This is a genomic window from Mycobacterium sherrisii, assembly GCF_002102355.1.
Lineage (GTDB): Bacteria > Actinomycetota > Actinomycetes > Mycobacteriales > Mycobacteriaceae > Mycobacterium > Mycobacterium sherrisii.
The window spans coordinates 112,156-136,768 of the sequence record NZ_LQPT01000028.1 but is presented as its reverse complement, the minus strand read 5'-3'; the positions used below and the strand labels follow the sequence as shown (position 1 = coordinate 136,768).

The 24,613-nt window shown below is 65.5% G+C and carries 27 protein-coding genes and 1 tRNA gene; 21 read left to right on the top strand and 7 right to left on the bottom strand.

The window, feature by feature from the left end; translation table 11 throughout:
* The first annotated feature begins 232 nt into the window (after nt 1-232).
* Genes AWC25_RS05495 through AWC25_RS05460 form a run of 8 tightly spaced genes read left to right on the top strand, consistent with a single transcriptional unit; the run spans nt 233 to nt 7,745 of the window.
* Entirely contained in the window at nt 233-754 is a 522-nt protein-coding gene (locus AWC25_RS05495) for an MSMEG_0572/Sll0783 family nitrogen starvation response protein (protein ID WP_069401886.1), read from the top strand.
* Nucleotides 755-791: 37 nt separating this feature from the next.
* Nucleotides 792-1,688: a carbon-nitrogen hydrolase family protein gene (locus tag AWC25_RS05490; protein WP_085166451.1), complete on the top strand. Its 897-nt coding sequence runs from the start codon at nt 792-794 to the stop codon at nt 1,686-1,688.
* On the top strand, nt 1,681-1,977 hold the full coding sequence (locus AWC25_RS05485; RefSeq protein ID WP_069401884.1) for an MSMEG_0570 family nitrogen starvation response protein: 297 nt from the start codon (nt 1,681-1,683) through the stop codon (nt 1,975-1,977). Before AWC25_RS05490 ends, AWC25_RS05485 begins: the two co-directional genes overlap by 8 nt.
* The gene (locus tag AWC25_RS05480; protein WP_069401883.1) at nt 1,974-3,251 is read left to right on the top strand and encodes an MSMEG_0569 family flavin-dependent oxidoreductase; all 1,278 of its coding nucleotides are present in this window, start codon (nt 1,974-1,976) and stop codon (nt 3,249-3,251) included. The genes AWC25_RS05485 and AWC25_RS05480 overlap by 4 nt, the downstream gene beginning before the upstream one ends.
* Nucleotides 3,252-3,291: 40 nt before the next feature.
* Nucleotides 3,292-4,347 carry an MSMEG_0568 family radical SAM protein gene (locus AWC25_RS05475; RefSeq protein WP_069401882.1) on the top strand — a complete coding sequence of 352 codons (1,056 nt, stop codon included), beginning with the start codon at nt 3,292-3,294 and terminating at the stop codon, nt 4,345-4,347.
* Nucleotides 4,347-5,771, top strand: a complete 1,425-nt coding sequence (locus AWC25_RS05470) for an MSMEG_0567/sll0787 family protein (protein ID WP_085166450.1) — start codon at nt 4,347-4,349, stop codon at nt 5,769-5,771. The genes AWC25_RS05475 and AWC25_RS05470 overlap by 1 nt, the downstream gene beginning before the upstream one ends.
* Before the next feature lie 19 nt (nt 5,772-5,790).
* On the top strand, nt 5,791-6,627 hold the full coding sequence (locus AWC25_RS05465) for a carbon-nitrogen hydrolase family protein (RefSeq protein WP_372513390.1): 837 nt from the start codon (nt 5,791-5,793) through the stop codon (nt 6,625-6,627).
* Nucleotides 6,624-7,745 carry an MSMEG_0565 family glycosyltransferase gene (locus tag AWC25_RS05460; RefSeq protein WP_069401879.1) on the top strand — a complete coding sequence of 374 codons (1,122 nt, stop codon included), beginning with the start codon at nt 6,624-6,626 and terminating at the stop codon, nt 7,743-7,745. Before AWC25_RS05465 ends, AWC25_RS05460 begins: the two co-directional genes overlap by 4 nt.
* 7 nt (nt 7,746-7,752) lie before the next feature.
* Here AWC25_RS05460 and AWC25_RS05455 read toward each other — a convergent pair whose 3' ends face one another.
* Nucleotides 7,753-8,184: a MarR family winged helix-turn-helix transcriptional regulator gene (locus AWC25_RS05455; RefSeq protein WP_069401878.1), complete on the bottom strand. Its 432-nt coding sequence runs from the start codon at nt 8,182-8,184 to the stop codon at nt 7,753-7,755.
* Between the two features lie 56 nt (nt 8,185-8,240).
* Here AWC25_RS05455 and AWC25_RS05450 point away from each other — a divergent pair, with 56 nt between their 5' ends.
* Nucleotides 8,241-9,326 carry an aldo/keto reductase gene (locus AWC25_RS05450; RefSeq protein WP_085166449.1) on the top strand — a complete coding sequence of 362 codons (1,086 nt, stop codon included), beginning with the start codon at nt 8,241-8,243 and terminating at the stop codon, nt 9,324-9,326.
* A gap of 53 nt (nt 9,327-9,379) precedes the next feature.
* Complete coding sequence (locus AWC25_RS05445; RefSeq protein ID WP_069401876.1) at nt 9,380-10,489, top strand: zinc-binding metallopeptidase family protein; 1,110 nt, start codon at nt 9,380-9,382, stop codon at nt 10,487-10,489.
* Here the strand turns inward: AWC25_RS05445 and AWC25_RS05440 are convergent.
* From AWC25_RS05440 to AWC25_RS05425, 4 genes are read right to left on the bottom strand one after another with little or no spacing between them, the layout of a single operon-like run.
* Entirely contained in the window at nt 10,486-10,923 is a 438-nt protein-coding gene (locus AWC25_RS05440) for a carboxymuconolactone decarboxylase family protein (protein ID WP_069401875.1), read from the bottom strand. The two genes, AWC25_RS05445 and AWC25_RS05440, sit on opposite strands and share 4 nt — an antisense overlap.
* Nucleotides 10,923-11,780, bottom strand: a complete 858-nt coding sequence (locus AWC25_RS05435; protein WP_069401874.1) for an NAD(P)-dependent oxidoreductase — start codon at nt 11,778-11,780, stop codon at nt 10,923-10,925. The genes AWC25_RS05440 and AWC25_RS05435 overlap by 1 nt, the downstream gene beginning before the upstream one ends.
* A gap of 49 nt (nt 11,781-11,829) precedes the next feature.
* Nucleotides 11,830-12,579: an SDR family oxidoreductase gene (locus AWC25_RS05430; protein WP_069401873.1), complete on the bottom strand. Its 750-nt coding sequence runs from the start codon at nt 12,577-12,579 to the stop codon at nt 11,830-11,832.
* 17 nt (nt 12,580-12,596) lie between these two features.
* Complete coding sequence (locus tag AWC25_RS05425; RefSeq protein ID WP_069401872.1) at nt 12,597-14,063, bottom strand: aldehyde dehydrogenase; 1,467 nt, start codon at nt 14,061-14,063, stop codon at nt 12,597-12,599.
* Nucleotides 14,064-14,285: 222 nt separating this feature from the next.
* On the opposite strand from AWC25_RS05425, the gene AWC25_RS05420 reads away from it, so the two are divergent.
* From AWC25_RS05420 to AWC25_RS05380, 9 genes are all read left to right on the top strand, one after another.
* Nucleotides 14,286-14,924: a TetR/AcrR family transcriptional regulator gene (locus AWC25_RS05420; protein ID WP_069401871.1), complete on the top strand. Its 639-nt coding sequence runs from the start codon at nt 14,286-14,288 to the stop codon at nt 14,922-14,924.
* Nucleotides 14,921-16,141: a cytochrome P450 gene (locus AWC25_RS05415; protein ID WP_069401870.1), complete on the top strand. Its 1,221-nt coding sequence runs from the start codon at nt 14,921-14,923 to the stop codon at nt 16,139-16,141. The genes AWC25_RS05420 and AWC25_RS05415 overlap by 4 nt, the downstream gene beginning before the upstream one ends.
* Complete coding sequence (locus AWC25_RS05410; protein ID WP_069401869.1) at nt 16,141-16,968, top strand: SDR family oxidoreductase; 828 nt, start codon at nt 16,141-16,143, stop codon at nt 16,966-16,968. Before AWC25_RS05415 ends, AWC25_RS05410 begins: the two co-directional genes overlap by 1 nt.
* Nucleotides 16,965-18,320 (top strand): cytochrome P450, encoded by a 1,356-nt coding sequence (locus tag AWC25_RS05405; protein ID WP_069401868.1) that lies wholly within the window; start codon nt 16,965-16,967, stop codon nt 18,318-18,320. Before AWC25_RS05410 ends, AWC25_RS05405 begins: the two co-directional genes overlap by 4 nt.
* A gap of 7 nt (nt 18,321-18,327) precedes the next feature.
* Complete coding sequence (locus AWC25_RS05400) at nt 18,328-18,534, top strand: ferredoxin (RefSeq protein ID WP_069401867.1); 207 nt, start codon at nt 18,328-18,330, stop codon at nt 18,532-18,534.
* Between the two features lie 4 nt (nt 18,535-18,538).
* Nucleotides 18,539-19,093 (top strand): hypothetical protein, encoded by a 555-nt coding sequence (locus tag AWC25_RS05395; RefSeq protein WP_085166448.1) that lies wholly within the window; start codon nt 18,539-18,541, stop codon nt 19,091-19,093.
* Nucleotides 19,094-19,246: 153 nt separating this feature from the next.
* Nucleotides 19,247-20,374: an NDMA-dependent alcohol dehydrogenase gene (locus AWC25_RS05390; protein ID WP_069401865.1), complete on the top strand. Its 1,128-nt coding sequence runs from the start codon at nt 19,247-19,249 to the stop codon at nt 20,372-20,374.
* A 125-nt stretch (nt 20,375-20,499) separates the two neighbouring features.
* Nucleotides 20,500-20,919 carry a ketosteroid isomerase family protein gene (locus AWC25_RS05385; RefSeq protein WP_069401864.1) on the top strand — a complete coding sequence of 140 codons (420 nt, stop codon included), beginning with the start codon at nt 20,500-20,502 and terminating at the stop codon, nt 20,917-20,919.
* Nucleotides 20,920-20,957: 38 nt separating this feature from the next.
* Nucleotides 20,958-21,362, top strand: coding sequence for an HIT family protein (locus AWC25_RS05380; RefSeq protein ID WP_069401863.1), 405 nt, complete (start codon nt 20,958-20,960; stop codon nt 21,360-21,362).
* Between the two features lie 3 nt (nt 21,363-21,365).
* Here the strand turns inward: AWC25_RS05380 and AWC25_RS05375 are convergent, their stop codons facing one another.
* Both AWC25_RS05375 and phoP read right to left on the bottom strand, forming a co-directional pair.
* Nucleotides 21,366-22,805, bottom strand: a complete 1,440-nt coding sequence (locus tag AWC25_RS05375; protein WP_069401862.1) for a sensor histidine kinase — start codon at nt 22,803-22,805, stop codon at nt 21,366-21,368.
* Nucleotides 22,806-22,849: 44 nt separating this feature from the next.
* Nucleotides 22,850-23,569, bottom strand: a complete 720-nt coding sequence (gene phoP / locus AWC25_RS05370; RefSeq protein ID WP_069401861.1) for a two-component system response regulator PhoP — start codon at nt 23,567-23,569, stop codon at nt 22,850-22,852.
* A 155-nt stretch (nt 23,570-23,724) separates the two neighbouring features.
* Here phoP and AWC25_RS05365 point away from each other — a divergent pair, with 155 nt between their 5' ends.
* Nucleotides 23,725-24,447 (top strand): hypothetical protein, encoded by a 723-nt coding sequence (locus AWC25_RS05365; RefSeq protein ID WP_069401860.1) that lies wholly within the window; start codon nt 23,725-23,727, stop codon nt 24,445-24,447.
* Between the two features lie 28 nt (nt 24,448-24,475).
* Nucleotides 24,476-24,547: transfer RNA gene (locus tag AWC25_RS05360), tRNA-Thr, on the top strand.
* Nucleotides 24,548-24,613: the final 66 nt, after the last annotated feature.

Here is a 24,613-nt window from a genome sequence, read left to right as displayed (position 1 = left end):
TTTCCCGGCACCTACGGCAGGTATGTGACGGCAGTCACCGCGGCCGCGGCCGGCCCGCCGCCACGCTGACAATGTTTCGACAATGTTACTAAAGTGATGCATACGATACATCAGCGTAATTCAGCCATAACCATCTGGTAATGGTATGCGGCTGTAATCGGCAGATCGGCATTCACCGACACCCTGGCACTGTCGCCAACTCTTCCGATCACATCGAAATGTGGAGTACTCCATGCCTTTTGACGAATCCATCGCCGCAAACATCAAAGCGTCGCTGGCCGAAATCCCGCACCCGTCGACGTCGAAAGGCTCGAGCATCTACGGCGCCACGAAGATCTTTCCCTCCTACCAAGCCGAGAACGGGGAGAGCTACTTCACCCTGATCCACGGCATCGCTCACGAGTCGTCGGCCTCGTTCATCGCGGTGCTGCAGGCTACTCGCGCTCTGCGCCAAGGCTTTGAGTCGACGCTATATTTTTACGGCCCCGGCTCTATGAATTGCCTTGCCACACGTGGCTTTCCGAAGACCGGCGACGCCGCGTTCCCGGGTGAGCAGAACATCAACGAGGCCCTGGCGACATTCATCGGCGAGGGTGGCACCGTGTTCTGTTGCCGGTTCGGCCTCGGTATGCACGGCGGCCGCGAAGAGGACCTAATCGAAGGTGTCATCCCGGCGCATCCGCTCGACGTGCAAGACGCACTCATCTACTACTCCCGAAAAGGCGCCATCATCAACTCCACCTACATGGTGTAAGTCAAAGCCAAAGATTCCGCCAAACAACGAAATTCATATGAAGACTCTTGCTGCCGTCTCGGCCAATTTCACCCGCGATCTCGAGCAGAACTACGCGCTCATCACCTCACTTGTCCAGCGGGCCCGCGACAAGGATGTCGACTTCATGGTCCTGCCGGAGGCCGCCATCGGCGGTTATCTGCCTTCCCTGGGCAACCACGGTGACACGGTGGTGCCCACCACACAGCGCTCGTTACCTCCGGCCATTCGCCTCGACGGCCCCGAGATCGCCCGCGTGCAGGCGATCCTCGGTGACCTGGTCACGGCGATCGGCTTTTGCGAACTGGACGACGACGGTGAAACCCGCTACAACACCGCTGCGGTGCTCGACGGCGGCACCGTGTACGGCGTGTATCGCAAAGTCCATCAGCCGCTCGGCGAGAGCATGTCGTACGCCGCCGGATCCCGATACGGGGTCTACGACACACCGGTCGGTCGGGTAGGGCTGCAGATCTGCTACGACAAAGCCTTTCCCGAAGCCGCGCGGATCATGGCCCTTGACGGTGCGCAGATCATCGCCAACCTGTCGGCCTGGCCCGCCGCCCGCACCGCGCCCGCCGAAAATCTTCAGGAGGACCGCTGGACCTACCGGTTCAACCTTTTCGACATGGCCCGCGCGCTGGACAACCAGGTGTTCTGGATGGCTTCCAACCAAAGCGGCACCTTCGGATCGCTGCGGTACGTCGGCAACGCAAAGATCGTGGATCCGGGTGGAAACATCTTGGCCACAACACTTCTCGACAGCGGTATGGCGGTGGCCGAAGTGGACCTCGACGCGACCTTCCGCACCATGCGGGCCGGAATGTTCCACCTGCGCGACCGTCGGCCCGATGTGTACGGTCCGCTGACCGAGACAACTCAGTCGGCCAAGTGGCAAGAGGTGTCGCATGCCTGAGATGACCTTTGAGGTGCGCTGGCCAGATGACAGCGCGCAACGCTGCTACTCCCCCAGCTTGGTGATGCACGACTACCTGCGCACCGGAGCCAACTACACCGTCGCCGAGTTCCTGGACCGGTCCAGCCGCGGGCTGACCGAGGCCAGCAATAGAGTGCGCGTCAAATACGGATTCGACTGCACCTCGGCCGCCGACACCAAAGACCGGATCCGCAACGCCGCCAAGAAATTTCCGCTCGACGCCGTGATCACGATCACCGCGATGCATCCCGAATTGGAGCAGTCATGACAACGCCAGAGCACACGCGCGTCGCCATCATCGGCGGCGGCCAGGCCGGTCTCTCGGTCAGCTGGTACCTGTGCCGCGCCGAGATCGAGCACGTAGTCCTCGAGGCACAAACCCCGGTTCACGCGTGGGCCGACAGTCGCTGGGACAACTTCACACTGGTGACACCGAACTGGCACTGTCAACTGCCCGGGTACGCCTATGAAGGACCGGACCCGCACGGATTCATGACCCGCGACGAGGTCGTCGCGTGGCTGGCCGGATGGTTGGAGAAATTCGCGCCGCCCGTGCGCGCCCACTCGACGGTGACGCGGCTGACCAACCGACCCGAGGGCGGGTTCGAGCTGGCGGTGCAAACCACCCACCGCGTCCAAACTCTGACTTGCGAACATGCCGTCGTTGCCACCGGCGGATACCCGGTGCCGGTTGTGCCGCCGTTTGCGCAGTCGCTCACTCCTGCGATAGCGCAAGTCCACTCCGCGCGGTACCGCAACCCCGACCAGCTACCCGACGGTGCGGTGTTGGTAGTCGGTACCGGGCAATCGGGCGCCCAGATAGCAGAGGACCTGCACCTGGCGGGGCGCCAAGTGCATCTGTCCGTGGGTGACGCGCCCAGGGTCGCCCGTTTCTACCGCGGACGCGACTGCATGTCATGGCTGGCCGACATGGGCTTGTACGAGAAGCCGGTGCAGGAGTATCCGGGCGGCAAGGCCGCGATCGAGAAGACGAACCACTATGTCACCGGGCGCGGCGGTGGCCGCGACATCGACCTGCGCCAGTTCGCCGCCGAGGGCATGAAGCTCTACGGATTGCTCAGCGACGGAAAGGATTCGACGCTGAAATTCGGCGCCACCCTCAACGCGGCGCTCGACCAGGCCGACTCCGTCTACAACTCCATCTGCGCGGATATCGACGGCTATATCACTCGCGAAAAGATCGACGCCCCGCCGCCGTCGCGCTATACACCGGTGTGGCGACCCGAGTTTGAGCCGACCGAGCTGGATCTGGCGGCCGAGGGTGTGACCAGCATCGTGTGGGCCATTGGCTACCGCCCCGACTATCGATGGATCGAAGCCAGTGCTTTTGATGGCGGCGGCCACCCGATGCAAACGCGCGGGATCACCAACGTTGCCGGGCTGAGTTTCGTCGGCCTACCCTGGATGCACACCTGGGGCTCAGGCCGCTTTCTCGGCATCGACCGTGACGCCCGGCATATCGCCGCCACCATCATCGGCAGTTATCACGAATCCGTGCTGCGCCTCGCGGCGGGCCACTGACGCGCGAGACTCCGTCAACCAACGTCTAGGAGCGTCAGTGATGGTCCCATCCACCAGAGTCGAACTTGCGCTGCGTGGCTTCCGCGGTGCGGTTCCTCTGAGCCGCGCCGCGGGCGCCGGCCCGAGCGCCGACGGCCACGTGGTCATCGATGGACTCAACGCCGCCATTCCGCTGAATCCCAACAGCCCCTTCGTATTCGACGGGAGCCGAATACTCGTCGACGACGAGGACACCGGCCTGGACGTGCAGGCCATCAACCGACCCCGTTTCTACGATCTGACCACCGCGGACGGAGTTCCCTACGAAAAACTGGCCCGGCTGCACGGACGCAACGTGCTGGCCACCACCGTCGTGCAGACCTGTATCCGTTACGCACCCGATCAGCGATGCCGGTTCTGCACCATCGAGGAGTCGCTGCGATCCGGCAGCACGACGGCTGTGAAACGCCCGGCGGAACTTGCCGAAATCGCCGAGGCGGCAGTGCGACTCGACGGTGTGACACAGATGGTGATGACCACGGGCACAACGGCCGGGGCCGACCGCGGAGCCCGGCACCTGGCCCGCTGTGTGCGCGCGGTCAAAGCCGCGGTCCCCGATTTGCCGATCCAGGTGCAGTGTGAACCGCCGGCCGATCTGGCGGTGCTCGCCGACCTGCGAGGCGCCGGCGCCGACGCCATCGGCATCCACGTCGAATCGCTTGACGACGAGGTTCGCCGGCGATGGATGCCCGGCAAAGCGGCCATACCCCTGGAGGTGTATCGCGGGGCCTGGCGTGCGGCCGTCCGTCTGTTCGGCCGCAACCAGGTCTCCACCTACCTGCTCGTCGGACTGGGCGAAGATCCCGACGAACTCGTTTCCGGCGCAGCCGAACTGATCGACATGGGGGTGTACCCCTTCGTCGTCCCGTTCCGCCCGCAAGCCGGGTCACTGGCCGTCGACGTCGACGCCGCTCCGACTCCGGACCCGACAGTCGTCGAGAAGGTCACCCGGGCAGTCGCCACCCTGCTGCGCGCGGCCGGCATGTCCGGTGCCGCGCAACGCGCCGGGTGTGCGACCTGCGGAGCCTGCAGCATCCTGCAGAATTTCGGTGCCTGATGATTTTCTTCAGCACCAACACCGAAGCCGCGTCGGTGGATTCGTCGATCCTGACCGGCGCTCCGGCGGCGCCCGCGCCGTTTCTGATCCACCCCGCGGAGTCCGGGCGCGAACTCGAGGCCTACCGGCGGATACGCCACGATGCATTCGTCGGCGATCAGGGTCTTTTCGCGGGAACAGATCGCGATGAGGTCGACGACGATCCACGGGCCGTCGTGCTGGTGGCGAGGACGCCCGATGGTCAGATCCTCGGCGGAGTACGGCTGGCCCCGGCTACGGCGGTGGACCTCGGCTGGTGGACCGGCTCGAGACTGGCGACGGATCCGGCCGTCCGGATCGTGGGCCTGGGCTCCGCGCTCATTCGCGCCGCATGCGCCTACGTTGAATCGGCCGGCGTGCTGCGATTCGAGGCCACCGTGCAGCAACGCTACATGCCCCTGTTCACCAAGCTGGGCTGGCAAATGCTGGGTGAGTGCACCGTCGCGTCGCGACCTCATGCGTGGATTCGCTGGCCGTTGAACCCATTTCAGCGCATCGTAACGGCCACCAAGTCATTCCTCGGCCCCGCGCTCGAGCCGCTGCGGCCGGTGCCCGGGGCGCTGGGGCCGGCAGGCTTCGTGGGTGATGACGGAACGCCGATTCCTGGCAGCGATCTGATCGCCGCGTGTGACGCCATCATTCCCGCGATGGTCGAACGTGACCCGGAATGGGCGGGGTGGTGTTCGGTTCTGGTCAACGTCAACGACCTTACCGCGATGGGCGCCACGCCAATCGGTCTCCTGGACGCCGTCGGGGCGCCGACCGCACGGCTGCTCGACCGAGTGATCGCCGGGTTGTCCGCCGCGTCGGCGGCGTGGCAGGTGCCGGTGCTGGGCGGGCACACCCAACTGGGCGTTCCGCCGGCTCTGGCGGTGACCGCGCTGGGGCGGGCCGCGACTCCCATTCCCGCCGGTGGCGCGACGTCCGGGGACCGGATTCGGTTGACGGTCGACACCGCCGGTCAGTGGCGGCCAGGATATACAGGAAGACAATGGGATTCGACGAGCAACCGCAGCAGCGGCGAGCTCGTCGCGATGACCCGCGCGGTCGCCTCGATGCGTCCCCGCGCGGCCAAGGATGTCAGCATGGCCGGCGTTGTCGGCACGCTGGGAATGATGGCCGAAGCCAGTCGATCCGGCGCCGAACTCGACATCGCTGCGGTAGCGCGCCCCGCCGGCACCAGCATGGGCGAATGGCTCACGTGCTTCCCGGGATTCGCCATGCTTACCGCGGGTGGCGGGGGCCCGGTTCTCGAGTTGCCCGACGGCGTCGTCAGCGCGGAGTGTGGTTCAGTGACCGCGACCCCGGGGGTGAGGTTGCGCTGGCCGGACGGCGTTGTGACAATGGCGCTGACCTCCCCCGTCACCGGCCTCGGACCGGCCTGAGGAGGGTGCGTTGGCATTGCTGACCGTCGCGGCTGTCGCCGCTCATTTCGGGAGAGACCTGCAGCGCTGCCTGGACAAGGTCCTCGGGATCATCGCGGCCGCCGCGCAGGACAGGGTCGACCTCTTGGTGTTTCCCGACGCCTGCCTCGGCGGCTACATCGGCGATTTCCGGACGCCCGACCTCGACGACCCGCCGCCGGCCCTGGACCCCGACGGTCGGGAGATCGCGGCGGTCGCCGCCGCGGCCGGCTCCATGACGGTGTGCGTCGGGTATGCAGAAGCGGCGCCCGAAGGCGGCCGCTACAACGCGGCGGTGTGCGTCTGTGGTGACGGTGTTCTGGGCACCCATCGCAAAGTGCATCAGCCGGCTGGTGAGTCGCTGACCTACCTGGCCGGCGACACGTTCTGCACCTTCGACACCCCGGTCGGGCGGATCGGGATGCTCATCGATTACGACAAGACGTTCCCCGAGGCCGCCCGGGCACTGGCCACCGACGGGGCGCAGATCATCGCGGCGCTGTCGGCCTGGCCGGCCAGCATCACCGACCGGGCTTCCCGCCTGCCCGCCGACCGGCAGTCGCGGCTCTTCGACCTCTACGACTGCGCCCGCGCCGCCGAAAACCAGGTGGTCGTCGTGTCATCCAATCAGACCGGCGTGATGGGAAATCTTCGATTCTTGGGTCAGGCGAAGGTGGTGGGACCGGGTGGCGACATTCTGGTGACGACCCGCTCCACCGGCGGACTTGCCAAGGCGGACATCGACATCGATGCCGAAATCACCCGCGCGCGCAGGGTTTTGAACCACCTTGCCGAACTACGGCCGCAGGCCTACCGGACCAGGACCAAGCCGAGATGACCCAGCGTGTTGCGTTGCTGACCTATTCGACCAAGCCGCGCGGCGGTGTCGTGCACACGCTGAGCCTCGCCGAAGCGCTCGCCGGGCTCGGCGTCGACGTGACGGTGTGGTCATTGGCACGCGCCAACGACAGCGGCTTCTTTCGCCCCGTCGACCCGGCCGTGACCGTGCGCCTGGTGGAATTCGTCGACTACCCCGGCGACACCGTCACCGATCGTGTCATCCGCTCGATCGAGTTGCTGGGCAAGGCATTCAACCCCGGTGATTACGACATCGTGCACGCCCAGGACTGCATCAGCGCCAACGCGGTCGGCGATTGCATCCGCACCATTCATCATCTCGACGAGTTCACTACTGCAGTCCTGGCGGCGTGTCACGAGCAGGCAATCACCAAACCTTATGCCCGCATTTGCGTCTCCACCGCCGTCGCTGGCGAGGTGGCGGCGAAGTGGGGTTTTTCTCCGACCGTTATTCCGAACGGTGTTCAGGCGCAGCGGTTTATCGATGCCGCCTCCGATGATGCGGCGGCAACGGCTGCGCGGGCACGGTGGCGCGACCGCCTGGGGCGGTACCTGCTCACGGTGGGTGGTATCGAACCGCGCAAAGGCACCATCGACTTGGTCGATGCCTACCACCTGCTGCGCCGGGAGATGCCCGAGCTGGCCCTGGTGGTCGCGGGGGGTGAGACGTTGTTCGACTACCGCGAGTACCGCTCCGCGTTCGAACTGCGGTGCACCGAACTCGACGTCGAACCGATCATCCTCGGCGCCGTCGACGACCGGCAATTACCGAGCCTGGTCGCCGGATGCGACGCATTCTGTTTCCCCTCCACGAAAGAGGGATTCGGCCTGGCCGCTTTGGAAGCGCTGGCGGCGGGACGGCCGGTCGTTGCCCGCGACTTACCGGTACTGCGCGAGGTCTTCGGAACGACGATCAGGTACGGCCACGACGCCGCCGGGATCGCTGCCAGCTTGATCACGGCGATCCAAGAGTGCTACGACCCCCTGCCCGGACGCCGCCTGGCCGCGAAGATGACCTGGCGCGTCGCGGCGCAGGCACACATCGACTTCTACCTCGATCACCCGAATCCGTTGCAGCAAAACGGTCAACGTCGATGAGGCCGCGTCAGACGATCCGCTCGAGCAGGCTTTTGAGGTCCTTTCGCTGCGCGGCGGTCAGTCGCCCGAGACGCTTGTCGAATTCGCCGGACAGCACGGCCAGGCCCTTGGTCACCGCCTGACGTCCCGCGGCGGTGAGCAGCAACCGGTGCCGCCGCAGATCGGACGGGTCGATCTCGCGGCGCACGAAGTCTGCGGACTCGAGCCGTTTCAGGTACAACGTCACCGTCGCCTTCGGCATGCTCAACGTCGCGGCCAATCCGGCCGGGTAGGGATGGTCCTCGATCTCGGCGAGCAGAAACAGCTCCTTCGACTCCAGCCCCAGCGCGCCGATATCGGCCTCGGCGTCCGCAATCACCGACAGCAGCACCCGGTAGTTCAGCGACCAGATCTTGGCGGCGTCAAGGGCAGTGATCGACTTGCCAGATCGTTCAGTCATGAACTAGTTTATTTACGAACAACAACATGGTTGAACAATCTACCGGAAGTCGTTCCATGCCTCTAGATCAATACGTGACACTCGGCCGGTCCGGCTTGCGCGTCAGCCCGCTCTGCCTGGGCGCGATGACGTTCGGAGAAGACCTCGGCTGGGGCACCGGTGTCGAAGAGTCCCAGCAGATCATCGACCGCTACACCGACCTCGGCGGCAACTTCATCGACACCGCCAACTTTTACACCAGGAGCCACTCGGAAAAGATCATCGGTGATCACATCGGACGCCACCCCGCGCGTCGCGACCGCTTGGTCATCGCCACCAAATTCAGCGGCAACCTGTATCCCGGCGACCCGAACGGGGGCGGCGCTGGTCGCAAGTCGTTGATCGACGCTTGCGATAACTCGTTGCGCCGCTTACAGACCGATTACATCGACCTGTACTGGCTGCACATGTGGGACGTGAACACCCCCATCGAGGAGACGATGGGCGCACTCGACGACCTCGTCGCAGCGGGCAAGGTTCGCTATATCGGCGTCTCGGACACTCCGGCGTGGAAGATCGTCGAAGCCAATCTGATCGCGCGGTTCCGCGGCTGGTCCTCGTTCATCGGATTGCAGGTCGAGTACTCGCTGCTGGAACGCACGATCGAACAGGAGCTGGTGCCGATGGCCGACGAGTTCGGCCTTGGCATCACGCCCTGGTCTCCCTTGAAGGGTGGCGTGCTCAGCGGCAAGTACACCCGGCGAAATGCCGGACAGCACAAGGCCGGTCGCGGAGCGATGGTCGACTCATTCCTCAACGACAAGACCTACACGGTGATCGACGAGCTGGAGAGTATCGCCGCCGCGCATCAGACCACCGTCGCCAGCGTCGCGCTGGCCTGGGTGCGGGCCCAGCGTGCCGTCGCCTCGATCATCATCGGTGCACGCACGCTCTCCCAGCTCGACGACAACGTGCGCGCCGCCGACGTCGATCTCGGCGCCGAGGAATTGGCTCGGCTCAGCACGCTGACCAAGCCGAGGTTGGGCTTTCCGCAGAGCATGCTCGAGATGACGGCCGGCATAATCCAGGGCGGCACCACCGTCAATGGTGTTTTCGCGCCGCCGTCGGAATACGTGATGCCCGCGGGCGGCCGGCCCTACTGAGCACCGCGCCGTTTGTGCCACCCGTGGTGGGGTAGCCGGTGGCGGGAGGACTGATGACGCGCGACGAAGGCGATGACCTGCTGCAGGAACTGTTGTGGACCTACGGGCCGTGCGGCCAGGAGGAGGCGGTGCGCGCCGTGTGCGCGCGTGAACTCGAGCCCGTTGTCGACGACATGTGGACCGACGACGCCGGGAATCTGATCGGATTCGTCAGCGCAGCAAGCGATTCCGGGACCAGTGTCGAGCAGAACCGGCACCGGTGGGCACCGCCGGCGGGCCCGGGCAACGCAACCCGCGTCCTGGCACATTTGGACGAGCTCTCGATGCTGGTGAAGCGGATCGAGCCCGACGGGTCACTGCACGTCACACAGCTCGGGGTGATGTATCCGGGTAACTTCGGTCTTGGCCCGGTCGCGGTGCTCGGCGACAACGAGACATTCACCGCGGTTCTCACGCACGGCTCCGAACACACCACGAAGGAAAGCCCGCGGATCTGGGAGACCAAGCCCGATCAAGGCGACCGAGCGCTGGACTGGCAACACGTCTACGTCTTCACCGGTCGCAGCCAGGAGCAGCTGGCGGCCGCGGGAGTCCATGCCGGAACTCGGGTCTGTGTCGACCGGAGCAAAAGGACACTGGTCGACGTCGGTGACTACATCGGGTGTTACTTCCTCGACGACCGCGCCGCCGTCACGGCCCTGCTACGCGCCGCCCGGCTGTTGCGCGACCGGGGGCGACGACCGGCCGAGGATGCCTACCTGGTGTTCACCACCAACGAAGAAATCGGCGGGATCGGTGGCTGCTACGCCAGCGCCACGCTGCCGGGCACGCTCACGGTCGCGCTCGAGGTGGGACCCACCGAACAGGAGTACGAGACCACCGTCGCCGGAGGCCCGATCGTCGGTTACAGCGACGCGCTGTGCGTCTACGACAAGGACATCGCCGACCGGCTGATGCGGACGGCGGCCGACCGGGGCCTGCGGCCCCAGGCCGCGGTGCTGGGCGCCTTCGAAAGTGACGCGTCTCGCGCCAAGGCCGGGGGTCTGACACCGCGCGCGGGACTGCTGTGTCTACCCACCCTGAGCACGCACGGGTTCGAAGTCATCACCCGCGATGCGATCGACGCGATGGCCGCGATCGTCGCCCACTTTCTGGCGGCCTAGCCGGTCGTCTTACCCGAATGCATCTTCAGCGCGGCGTCGACGTTGGCCTTCTTGTCCTCGCCCGCGCCCGTGGCCGCGGCCTTCTTGCGCTTGGCCACGACGCTCTCGACCGCGCCGTTGAGCGCGGAGCCGAGCGGGAATCCGAGGTATTGAGTCAGGAAGACGGCCATCTCCTTCAGTTCGGTCTCGGAAAGTTCGCCGTTGAGCAGCGCGGCGTTGATCTGAATCTCGGCCAGGTCGCGCTTGCCGGCCGCGGTCACCGCGGTCAGCGTCATGATGCGCTTGTCGCGCATCGACAGCCCCGGTCGCGTCCAGATGCTGCCGAACAAGTGGTCGACGGTCAGGTCGAAGTAGGCGTCGCCCTCGACATTGGGCATTTCCCAGCCGTAGACCTCGTTCATTTTTTCGAGACCCTTGCGGCGTAGTTCGTCCATTACGACTCTCCCTCTGTGTGCGGCACGCCGAGACCGGCAGCCAGCCCGTCATAGGCCAATCGGGCCAGCGGCAGGTCGACCGACACCGATTCGCCCAGCGCCAAGGCCAGACTCAGATCCTTCTCCCCCAGGCCGCGGGTGTGCAAGAACGGCTCGTATAGGAAGTTGTCCGGTTCGAGGTCCTTCATGCTGTCGCGCACCATGATCGCGCCGGGCCCGCTGGTGAGTGCGTCGGTGTGCCGTACCACCCGGCCCAACGCCTGCAGATCCAGTCCCGCCGCCTCCGCCAGTCTCATGGCTTCGCACGCCGCGACGTACGAGGTGAAGGTCAACATGTTGCGGGCCAGCTTCATTCGCGTTCCGGCTCCCGGCTCGCCGGCATGGACGACCACCGCCGCCCAATGTTTGAACGCCGGCTTGATCCGTTCGTACACCTCGCGTTCGGCGCCCACCATGGTGGCGAGCTCGCCCTTGGCCGCCGCGGCGGCGCCGCCGCTGACCGGTGCGTCCACGACATGAATGCCGTGCGGCCTGAGCTCGGCCGCGAGCTCGACGGCCGTGGTGTCGCTGATGGTCGAGTGAATTGCAATGACGGTGCCGGGCTTGGCGGTTACCGCCAGCTCGCCGACGACCTCACGCACCTGGGTGTCGTCCAGCACGGTGACGTGGATGATGTCGGCGGCGGCCACGTCCGCCACACTGTCCGCCAGGTTGGCACCCTTCTCGGCCAGCGGCGTCATCGCCTCGGTGCGAATGTCGTAAACCGTTACACCACCGGGCCATTCGGTCATCTTTGTCGCCATGGGGGCGCCCATGTTGCCTAGGCCGATATAGCCGAGCGTGAAATGCTCAGTCACCTGCGCCGCTCCTTTTCACCGCGAAGCTCCCCGTCGTCGCCGACGCGAGTCATGACCGGATTACCTGCCCCCCGTCGACGTTGAAGATCTGCCCGGTGATCCACTTGGCCTCATCGGAGAGCAGGAACAGGCACATGCCGAGCAGATCCTCGGGAGTTCCCATGCGAGACAGCGGAAGTCCTTTGACGATGTCGTCCACCATCTCTTTGGGCGTGGTGGTCCGGCTGGCCTGGGTGTCGATCGGTCCGGGTGCGATCGCGTTGATCCGGATGTTGCGACCGCCCAGCTCGCGCGAGAGTTGTTGGGTCAACCCGTTGATGCCGACCTTGGCGAGTCCGTAGTAGTTGGAGTACAGCCACGCCGCGCTGGACGACTGGTTGACGATCGCCCCGCCGCCGCGCTTGCTCATCTTCTTGTAGACCGCGCGCGTGCACCACAGTGCCCCATCGAGATTGACGCTCATGAACTTTTTGTAGTACTCGGGGTCGATGGTGAGCAGGAAGTCCAGCTTCATCCCGCCGAAGATCGCCGCGTTGTTGACCAGGTAGTCGATGCCGCCGAACTCGGCCAGCGTGCGATCGGCCATCGCCTTGGCCGACTCCGGATCCGACACGTCGACCGGGATGCTGATGGCCGTCCCGCCGTCGGCGCTGATCTGCTTGGCCACCCCCGCGGCGGCCTCGGCGTTGATGTCGGCAACGACGACCGCGGCGCCTTCGCGCGCCAGCGCCTCGACGTAGGCCTGGCCGATGCCGCCGCCCGATCCGGTGACGATCGCGACCTTGTTTTCGAACCTCATCCGTCAAGCTCCTCGCTTCAAACCGCGGTCGCGATCGTTTTGGTCTCGAGGTATTCCTCGAAACCTGCCAATCCCATCTCGCGACCGTTTCCGGACTGCTTGTAACCGCCGAATGGCGCATCGGCCGAATACCACACGCCGCCATTGACATTGATCGTTCCGGCGCGGATGCGGGCGGCGACCGCGGCCGCCCGGTCCGGATCGGCGCCAAACACGGTACCCGACAGGCCGTAGGGCGAGTCGTTGGCGATGCGCACGGCGTCGTCGTCGCCGTCGTGGGCGATGACGGTCAGGACCGGACCGAAAATCTCTTCGCGCGAGCAGCGCGCGTCGTTGTCCAGCCCCGCGATCACGGTGGGCTCGATGAAAAAGCCGACCTCGCGGTCGGCCGGGCGGCCGCCCCCGCACGCGAACGTCCCGCCCTCGGCGATCGCCGACTCGAGGTAGCCCTCGATGCGGTCGCGCTGCCGTGCCGAAATCACCGGCCCGCAAATGGTTCCCGGGTCGGTGGGATCGCTTGCCTTGATGCCGCCCATGGTCGCCGCGGCGATCGCGACAGCTTCGTCATACCGCGCCCGCGGCACCAGCAGCCGGGTGGTGATGGCGCACCCCTGCCCGGCGTGCATGCACACCGAAAATCCCGCCACGCCCACCGCCGCACTCAGGTCGGCGTCGTCGAGGACGATGAACGCCGACTTGCCGCCCAGCTCGAGGAACACCTTTTTGATCGTGGCCGCGCCATCCGCCATCACGCTGCGACCGGTAGCTGTCGACCCGGTGAACGAAACCATGTCCACCCGAGGGTCTTTCGCCAGCAGCGCGCCAACACTGTGATCGCTGGCGGTGACGATGTTGATCACGCCCGGCGGAAAGTCGGTGTGCTCGACGATGAGTTCGCCCAGTACGGCCGCACACCACGGGGTGTCGGGGGCGGGCTTGAGGACGACGGTATTTCCGGCGGCCAGCGCGGGCCCGATCTTGGCGAGGTTGATCTGGTGCGGAAAGTTCCACGGCGTGATCGCACCGACGACGCCGACGCCTTCGCGGGCGATGGTGCGCCGCGTCGGGATCCCCATCGGCGATGCTAACCCGAGATCCTGGTTGTACTCATAGGATTCGGCGGTATCCGCGGCGAACGCCAGGTCGTTGACCGGTACTTCCAGTTGAGCGATGCCGGTGAGCATGCGCGGCGCGCCCACCTCGGCGATGGTGAGTGCGCGTAGCTCTTCGAGGTGCTGTTGCATCGCCTCGCGCAGCTGTCGCACGCACCGCACCCGCAAGTCGGTGTTCCGCGACCAGTCCGTCTCGTCGAACGCGCGGCGGGCGGCATCGATGGCGCGGCTCATGTCGTCGGCGTCGCCGTCGGCCGCGACCCCGAGCACTTCCTCGGTCGCGGGGTTGACGGTGGGGAAGGTACCGGCGCTGCCGGCCGACATCTTGCCGTCGATGAACAGTTCACTCACGCCGTCGGCCAGCAAGGCCATCTCGCGCTCCCGTCTGTGCGTGGCAGTCCCAGGGGTCCAGTTTCATCCCCCGCTCAGATGGACAGTTGTCCGATATTGTTTCACCGCACCATAGCCGTCGGGCCCCGCCGGTGCAAGAGATTGGACCGCGCAGCGCCGCCGCGAGCCTCAATTTATCGCTATTACCACCGTGTTTGGCCGACGGGCTTGATTCGTCATGCTGTCTTCCTCTAGTTTGGACATGTGTCCAGCGATGCCTTGGTTGCGGTCACTTCCCCGGCCGAGCAGCAATCCGGTCTTCCGGCGCGCAATCGGCGCCAAGAGGAGACCTTCCGTAAGGTGCTCGCCGCCGGGATCGAGACGTTACGGGAGAAGTCCTATGCCGGCCTGACGGTGCGCGCCGTCGCTGCCGTCGCCAAGGTTGCACCGGCCACGGCATACACCTATTTCTCGTCGAAGAACCACCTGATCGCCGAGGTGTATCTGGACCTGGTGCGGCAGGTGCCATTCTTCACCGACGTCAACGAACCGATGCCAATCCGGGTGGACAAGGTGCTGCGCCACCTGGCGCTGGTGGTCGCCGACGAGCCCGAGGTCGGTGCGGCGTGCACGACGGCGTTGCTCGGCGGCGGCACCGATCCGGCGGTGGCGGCCGTTCGCGACCGGATCGGCGCGGAAATTCACCGCCGCATCGCGACGGCCATTGGGCCGAGCGCCGATCCGAATACGGTTGCCGCGCTGGAGATGACTTTCTTCGGCGCGTTGGTCCAGGCCGGCAGTGGCCAGTTCACCTACCACCAGATCGCCGACCGGCTGGCCTATGTCGTCAGTCTGATCCTGCCGGGTCCCGGGGCGACCAGCGGGGAGGCCGGAACCGAATGACCGTGCATGTTGGAGACCACGAATTGGTGCTTGACCCTTACGACTACGACTTCCACGAGGACCCGTACCCGTACTACAAGCGGCTGCGCGACGAGGCCCCGCTGTACCGCAATGACGAACTGAACTTTTGGGCGCTGTCCCGACATCAGGATGTGTTACACGGATTCCGCAACAGCACAACGCTTTCCAACAAGTACGGGGTGTCGTTGGATCCGGCCTCGCGCGGCCCGCACGCCAGCAAGACGATGAGCTTTCTGGCCATGGACGATCCCGCCCACTTGAGGCTGCGCACCCTGGTGTCGAAGGGCTTCACGCCGCGCCGCATCCGCGAGCTGGAACCGCGGGTCACCGAGATCGCGGTCAAGCACCTCGACACCATGCTCGACCTGGCTTCCGCGGACGCCACCGTGGATTTCGTCGACGAGTTCGCGGGCAAATTGCCGATGGACGTGATCTCCGAGTTGATGGGCGTGCCGGAGCAAGACCGCGTGCAGGTTCGGGCCTGGGCCGACGGCGTCATGCACCGCGACGAGGGCGTCACCGACGTTCCGCCGGAGGCGGTCGAGGCGTCGATCAACCTGATCGTCTACTACCAGCAGATGGTCGCCGACCGGCGCACCAAGCCCACCGACGACCTGACCACCGCACTGCTGGAAGCCGAGATCGACGGCGATCGGCTCACCGACGACGAAGTCCTCGGCTTCATGTTCTTGATGGTGATCGCCGGCAACGAGACCACCACCAAACTGCTTGCCAACGCCGCCTTTTGGGGTTACAAGAATCCCGGCCAGCTCGCGCCCGTCTACGATGACGCCGCCCTGGTTCCGCTGTGGGTGGAGGAGACCCTGCGCTACGACACCTCGAGCCAGATCCTGGCCCGCACCGTGTCCGGCGAGCTGACCCTCTACGACACCACCATCCCCGACGGGGACGTCCTGCTCTTGCTGCCCGGCTCCGCCCATCGCGACGAGCGGGTGTTCGACGATCCCGACGAATATCTGATTGGACGCGATATCGGTTCCAAGCTCATGAGTTTCGGTAGCGGCGCGCACTTCTGCCTCGGTGCCCACCTGGCCCGGATGGAAGCCCGCGTGGCGCTCACCGAGTTGTTCAAGCGAATCCGCGGATATCGGGTGGACGAGGCCAACGCCGTCCGCGTCCACTCCAGCAATGTTCGCGGATTCGCTCACCTACCCATCACCGTGGAGACCCGCTGATGCCTCGCTTTGAGCCCCTGCCCGAACGACGGCCGGCAATCGTGGCCGGCGCCTCCTCCGGCATCGGGGAGGCCACCGCCATCGAGCTCGCAGCGCACGGCTTCCCCGTCGCGCTCGGCGCCCGTCGGGTGGAGAAGCTCAACGACATCGTCGGCAAGATCAACGCCGAAGGCGGCGAGGCGGTGGGATTTCACCTCGACGTCACCGACCCCAACTCGGTGAAATCTTTTGTTGCACAGGCTGTTGGCGCGCTCGGTGAGATCGAGGTCCTGGTGGCCGGAGCGGGTGACACCTACTTCGGCAAGCTCGCCGAGATCACCACCGACGAATTCGAGTCGCAGCTGCAGATCCACCTGGTCGGCGCTAACCGGCTGGCGGCTGCGGTGCTGCCCGGCATGCTCGACCGGCAGCGTGGCGATTTGATTTTCGTCGGCTCCGACGTCGCGCTGCGTCAGCGCCCGCACATGGGCGCCTACGGTGCCGCCAAGGCGGCGCTGGTCGCGATGGTTACCAACTTCCAGATGGAGCTGGAGGGCACCGGCCTGCGGGCCTCGATCGTGCACCCCGGCCCGACCAAGACGTCGATGGGATGGAGCCTGCCGGCCGAGAAGATCGGTCCCGCACTGGAAGACTGGGCGAAATGGGGCCAGGCCCGCCACGACTACTTTTTGCGCGCGGCGGATCTGGCGCGGGCCATCACCTTCGTCGCCGAGACGCCGCGCGGCGGCTTCGTCGCCAACATGGAGCTGCAGCCGGAAGCGCCGTTGGCCGACAACAAGGCTCGTCAGAAACTCGCGCTCGGCGAAGAAGGGATGCCAGGACAATGACCACCACCGCGACTGTGCCGCGGGTTTCCGGCGGCGAAGAAGAGCATGGCCATCTCGAGGAATTTCGCACCGACCCAATCGGTTTGATGAAACGGGTCCGCGAGGAATGCGGCGATGTGGGCTGGTTCCAGCTCGTCGACAAGCACGTCATCTTGTTGTCCGGCGCAAGCGCCAACGAGTTCTTCTTCCGCTCCGCGGACGAAGACCTGGACCAGGCCGAGGCGTATCCGTTCATGACGCCGATCTTCGGCAAGGGCGTGGTGTTCGACGCCAGCCCCGAGCGGCGCAAGGAGATGCTGCACAACTCGGCGCTGCGCGGCGAGCAGATGAAGGGTCACGCCGCCACCATCGAGGGCGAAGTCAAGAAGATGATCGCCGACTGGGGACCTCAGGGCGAGATCGAGCTGCTCGACTTCTTCGCCGAACTGACCATCTACACCTCGACGGCCTGCCTGATCGGTCTGAAGTTCCGCGAGCAATTGGATCACCGGTTCGCCGAGTACTACCACGAACTGGAACGCGGCACCGATCCGCTCTGCTACGTCGATCCCTACCTGCCGATCGAAAGCTTCCGGCGCCGTGACGAGGCGCGCGTCAAACTCGTTGCGCTGGTGCAGGAAATCATGGACCAACGGCTGGCCAACCCGCCGAAGGACAAGGCCGACCGCGACATGCTCGACGTACTGGTCTCGATCAAGGACGAGGACGGCAATCCCCGCTTCTCCGCCGACGAGGTCACCGGGATGTTCATCTCGCTGATGTTCGCCGGGCACCACACCAGTTCCGGCACTTCGGCGTGGACGTTGATCGAGTTGATTCGGCACCCCGAAGTGTACGCGGAGGTGCTGGCCGAGCTCGAGGAGCTCTACGCCGACGGCCAGGAGGTGAGTTTCCACGCGCTGCGGTCGATTCCGAAGCTGGACAACGTGGTCAAGGAGACCCTGCGGCTGCACCCGCCGCTGATCATCCTGATGCGGGTCGCCAAGGGCGAGTTCGAGGTCGAGGGCTTTCCGATTCACGCCGGCGACTTCGTCGCGGCGTCCCCGGCGATCTCGAACCGGATCCCCGAGGACTTTCCCGATCCGGACGCATTCCGTCCCGATCGCTACCTCAAGCCCGAGCAGGCCGACATCGTCAACCGATGGACCTGGATCCCGTTCGGCGCGGGGCGGCACCGCTGCGTCGGCGCCGCCTTCGCCCAAATGCAGATCAAGGCGATCTTCTCGGTTTTGTTGCGCGAGTACGAATTCGAGATGGCACAACCGGCCGACAGTTACCACAACGACCACTCCAAAATGGTGGTGCAGCTCGCCCGGCCGGCCAAGGTGCGATACCGCAAACGGAAGGCGTGAGAAGACCATGCCTTTTCGAATCGAGGTCGATCTGGACCTGTGCCAGGGCCACGCCATGTGCGAACTAGAGGCACCGGACTACTTCCGGGTGCCCAATCGGGGCAAGGTCGAGATCATCGATCCCGAGCCACCCGAAGACGCCCGCGACGAGGTCGAGCTCGCGGTGCAAATGTGCCCGACCCAAGCACTATTCCTCAAAGAGAAAGAAGGCTGACCCCATGAATGCCACGGCGTCACATTCGCGGGAAGATCTCGAGGCGTGGGTGCAGCGCTGGCTGCAGGCCAACAAGGACTGCGAGAAGGCCGGCGACTGGCGGCCGTTGGCCGACTTCTACGCCAAGGACGCCACCTACGGCTGGAACATCGGCCCCAAGGAAGACGTGATGTGCGTGGGCATCGACGAGATCCGCGACATCGCACTGGGACTGGAGATGGAGGGCCTGGAGAACTGGGTGTACGAGTACCAGAAGGTGCTCATCGACGAGAAGCAGGGCGAGATCGTCGGCTTCTGGAAGCAGATCGTCAATAAGGCCGACGGCATCCAGGACGAGATCTACGGCATCGGCGGCAGCTGGTTCCGGCTTGACGGCGCCGAGCTCATCGAGTGGCAGCGCGACTTCTTCGATTTCGGTCACGTGGCCAAGATGTTTGCCAAACTCATCGAGTCCGGCGACCTCAGCGAGGGCATGCATCGGCGCATTGAACGCAGCGTGGCCGGGGAGAAGCTACCCGGCTACTACCCGCTGGGTCAGGCGCCGGTGCCGATCTGGTGAGCATTCGGGCAATGGCAGCCAACCAAGCATTTGATTCGCTGCGCGCGCTATGCTGACGCGACGGGGTGCCTGTGGCATCCGTCACCGAGCTGCCCGGCCCGAAGGGCCGGGCAGCGCTGATCAATTCAACGGCGAAATGGGGTCAGGACCATCGTGAAGACAAAAGGCGCACTGATCTGGGAGTTCAACCAGCCCTGGTCCGTCGAGGAGATTGAGATCGGCGACCCGCAGGCCCATGAGGTCAAGATCCAGATGGAAGCGGCGGGCATGTGCCACTCCGACCACCACCTGGTCACCGGCGGCATTCCGATGGCCGGTTTCCCGGTGCTCGGGGGCCACGAGGGCGCTGGCATCGTCACTGAGGTCGGGCCGGGCGTTGAGGACATCGCCCCCGGCGACCACGTCGTGCTTTCGTTCATCCCGTCCTGCGGGCAATGTCCGACCTGTCAGGCGGGCCTGCGCAACCTCTGCGACCTCGGCGCGGGATTGCTCGGCGGCGCCGCAGTGTCCGACGGCACCTTCCGCATCCAGGCACGTGGTCAAAACGTCTTCCCCATGACGCTGCTGGGGACGTTCTCGCCGTACATGGTCGTGCACCGCAGCTCGGTGGTGAAGATCGACCCATCGGTCCCGTTCGAGGTGGCCGCGCTGGTCGGTTGCGGGGTGACCACCGGCTACGGGTCGTCGGTGCGCACCGCCGACATCCGGCCGGGCCAAGACGTCGCCGTCGTCGGTGTCGGCGGGGTCGGCATGGCGGCGCTACAGGGCGCGGTCAACGCCGGCGCGCGCTACATCTTCGCGATCGACCCGATCGAGTGGAAGCGTGACCAGGCGTTGAAATTCGGCGCCACCCACGTCTACCCCGACATCCTCGCCGCCATGGCGGGCATGGCTGAGGTCACCTACGGCCTGATGGCGCACAAGGTCATCGTCACGGTGGGCGAGCTGCAGGGCGCCGACATCGACAACTACCTCAACATCACCCAAAAGGGCGGCACCTGCGTGCTGACCGCGATCGGCAGCCTGCTGGACACCAACGTCACGCTGAACCTGGCGATGCTGACGCTGATGCAGAAGAACTTGCAGGGCACCATCTTCGGCGGTGGAAACCCGCAGTACGACATCCCGCAGCTGCTGTCGATGTACAAAGCCGGCAAGCTCAACCTGGACGACATGATCACTCGCCAATACCGGCTCGAGCAGATCAACGACGGTTACCAGGACATGTTGGACGGCAAGAACATTCGCGGCGTGATCCGCTACACCGACGCCGACCGGTAACACTGCGGCCACGTCCATCACGTGACGGTTTCCTCGTTCCTCATGGCGCCGGGTCAGATCGGCGCCATGAGGCGACGCTGTCGTGTGGTGACCGCGTGCGCGATCGAGTGACAGGAGAAATATCGATGACCCAAACGGCTCAATCCCCGGCACTGACCGCGTCGCAGTCGTCGTGGCGGTGCGCCCAGGCCAGAGATCGCGACGGCTGGTTGGCCCTGATGACAGACGACGTCGTTATCGAGGACCCGATCGGCAAGTCGGTCACCAACCCCGACGGCTCGGGGGTGCGCGGTAAGGCCGCCGTCGGTGAGTTCTTCGACAACAACATCGCCAAGAACCAGCTCACCATCGCCTGCGAGGAGACCTTCCCGTCCAGCTCGCCCAATGAAATCGCCCATATTCTGGTGCTGCAGAGCAGGTTCGAAGGCGGGATCACCAGCAAGGTGCGCGGCGTGTTCACCTACCGGGTCGACGACGCGGGACTGATCACCAACATGCGCGGATACTGGAATCTCGACGTGATGGAGTTCGGCCAAGAGGACTGACGCGGGGGCGCCGGATCGAGAGAACCTATGCTGGGCCCATGGCGTCGATCTTCACCAAGATCATCAACCGTGAGCTGCCCGGCCGGTTCGTTTACGAGGATGACGACGTAGTCGCATTCCTCACGATCGAACCGATGACCCAGGGGCACACTTTGGTCGTGCCCCGTGCCGAGATCGATCAGTGGCAAGACGTCGACAGCGCGGTGTTCGGCCGGGTGATGTCGGTGAGCCAGTTGATCGGCAAGGCCGTCTGCAAGGCGTTTCGCGCCGAACGTGCCGGCTTGATCATCGCCGGGCTGGAGGTGCCCCATCTGCATGTGCACGTCTTCCCCACCCGCAGCCTCAGCGACTTCGGTTTCGCCAACGTCGACCGCAATCCGTCGCCGGAATCCCTCGATCAGGCCCAGGCCCGGATCAAGGCCGCGCTGCAGCAGTTGACCTGATCCTCAGGTCAACTGGGCCGCGACGTCGCTGACCCGCGGCAACGTGACACGGAAGCAGCAGCCCTTTCCGGGCGCGGTTTCCACCGTCACCGTGCCGCCGTGGGCCTGCACCAGCGAGGCCACGATGGACAGGCCGAGCCCGGTGCCGCCGCTGGTCCGGGCCCGTGACGAGTCGGTCCGATAGAACCGCTCGAACACCCGTGACGCATCCTCTTGACTCATGCCGGGACCGGTGTCGGACACCTCGATCACCGCGTCGTCACCGGAGGTACCCACCCGCACTATAACCCCGGCGGTGACCGGAGTGTGCTGCAAGGCGTTGGCCACCAAGTTGCTCAGCACCTGACGTATCCGAGGCTCGTCCCCGACCACCTCGGGGGTGCCGGGCCCGTCGAGGACCTCCATCGAGATGCTGCGCTTGGGATCAATCGCCTGTCCGTCGTGCACGGCATCACTGGCCAACGCCAGCAGGTCGACCCGATGGTGTTCCAGCGGCCGTTGCACGTCCAGGCGCGCCAGCAGCAGCAGGTCGTCGACCAGCAGTCCCATCCGGCTGGCTTCGTTTTCGATGCGCGATAGCAGCATGGCCACGTCGCGGGCCGCACCTTGCCGATACAGCTCCGCGAAGCCGCGGATGGTGGTGAGAGGGGTACGCAGCTCGTGGCTGGCGTCGGTGATGAACCGCCGCATCCGGTCCTCCGAGCCCCGGGCCTTCTCGGCGGAGGACTCCGACGACGCCACCGCCTGCTGGATCTGGGTGAGCATCCCGTTGAGGGCCAACGAAAGTCGACCCACCTCGGTGCGCGGATCACGTTCTGGGACACGGCGATCCAGCTGCCCGGCGGCGATCGCGGCGGCCGTCTGTTCGACTTCGATCAACGGCCGCAGGCTGCGATGCACCACCGCGAAACCTGCGATGCCCACAACCACCAGCACCGCAACCCCGATGCCGAATTGCAGCCACACCAGGGACCGCACCGTGTGATCGACGTCGGACAGGTCGATCGCGACGGTCGTCAGACCATTGGGCCCGCGGACGGAGACCGCCCGCCACTGAATGTCCGAACCGTTGACCGACTCCAGCGTCGTCGGATTCGGCCCGACGTCGTTGTCGGGTGGCAGGGCGGGTTCGGCGTTGCGGTCATTGATGGCGGTGAACGGCTTGCCGTCGGGACCGACCCCGCGCACGTAGTACTTCGACGGCGGCCGCCCCGGATCCGGGCCCTCGTAGGGGGACGCCGGGACCTGCCGCCGAGGCGCCGATGCCCACCCGCGGGAGGCTTCGAGCAGCGTCTGGTCGATGCGGCTGACCAGGCTGTGCCGCAGGATCGAGGTGACCATGACACCCGAGGCCGCCAAACCGCAGGCCACCAGCACCAGCGTTGCCGCGACCAGGCCGACGCGCAGGGGTAATCCGCGCCGGACCGGTGTGGGCGTCTCCATAGTTGCCACCGATCGCTACTTTCGCCGACTGGCAAAGGGTGTACTCAGCGCGGCTCCCGCAAAACGTAACCCACGCCGCGCAACGTGTGCAGGAGCCGCTTCTCCCCAGTATCGATCTTGCGACGCAGATAGGACACGTAGGACTCGACGACGTTGACGTCGCCGCCGAAGTCGTAACGCCAGACGTGGTCGAGGATCTTCGGTTTGCTCAGCACCGTCCCGGCGTTGATCACGAAATAACGCAGCAGGGTGAACTCGGTCGGGGACAACGACACCGGTTCACCGGCCTTCCACACTTCGTGGGTCTCTTCGTCCAGTTCGATGTCGGCGAATGTCAGCCGGGCGTTGTGCGCCTCGGCCGTGCCCTTGCCGGCGCGCCGCAAGATGACCCGCAACCGGGCGACGACCTCCTCGAGGCTGAACGGCTTCGTCACATAGTCGTCGCCGCCCAGGGTGAGACCCGCGATCTTGTCCTGCAGCGAGTCGCGGGCTGTCAAAAACAGTGCGGGAGCGTCGATGCCGTCGGCGCGTAGCCGGCGCAGCACCCCGAAGCCGTCCATCCCGGGCATCATGACGTCGAGAATGACCGCGTCGGGCCGGGTTTCGCGGGCGCGGTCGAGCGCTTGAGCTCCGTTGGTCGCTGTGGCGACCTCAAATCCCTGGAATTTGAGACTCACTGAGAGCAGTTCGACGATGTTGTCCTCGTCATCGACGACGAGAACACGTGCTTCGGGTCTGGTTTCGGTTACGGTCGGCGCTGTCATCTACTACTTCCGCCCTGTTTGTACGTTGCCTTTACAATTATTGTGCAAATCCTGCGAATTGGTTGGAGATAGCCTGCCAGTATTCTGCCAGGAATCATCGCGTCAGCTTGGACCGGTCCGGCTTTTCCCGCACCTGCCGTGCCTAGACTCGAATTATGAATCTCGCCAAGAGCATGGTTTCCGCGGCGACGGCGCCCGCGCGAGTCGGCCTGGCGGCCGCCGAGGCGAGTTTGAACCTCGCCAGCGCGGCGGTCGGGGTGGCCAAGCGTTCCCTGGGTGAAGCGGGGACCGGGACCAACGCCGTGACGTCCATGCTGGGGCTCGACGATGCGCTCGTCCGCGCCAATCGCCTGGCCAGAATGATGGACGACGACGCGCCCTTGGGACGCGCCATGGCACCCGACGGACCGCTCGACCGGTTACTTCGCCCCGGCGGCGTGGTCGATCTGTTGATGTCCGACGGCGGTCTGGTCGACCGGTTGACCGCCGAGGGTGGTGGTCTGCATCGGGCGCTGCAGCCCGGCGGCCTGGCCGATCAGCTGCTGGCCGAAGACGGCCTGATCGAACGGGTCCTGTCCGAGGACGGACTGGCCGATCGGCTGCTTTCCGAGGGCGGCCTGATCGACAAACTCACCGCCAAAAACGGTCCGCTCGACCAGCTCGCCGACGTCGCCGACACCCTGGCGCGGTTGACCCCCGGGATGGAGGCACTCGAGCCGGCCATCGCGACGCTGCAAGACGCGGTGGTCGCGCTGACCATGGTCGTCAACCCGTTGAGCAGCATCGCCGATCGGATCCCGCTGCCCGGCCGGCGCACCGGGCGACGCGGCCCGTCGCGTCCGGTGCCTTCGCAACGCATCATCGAGGGCGAGGCGTGACCGGCTAAGCTGGCAGCCGATTTACCCGGCCTCCTTAGCTCAGTGGTAGAGCACTCGCCTTGTAAGCGAGCGGTCGTCAGTTCAATCCTGACAGGGGGCTCCCGCTTCTGTAGTTGACCTAATTGCGGATCGGCTTCAAGCAGCGCCGCAAAGACGTTCGAGAGCA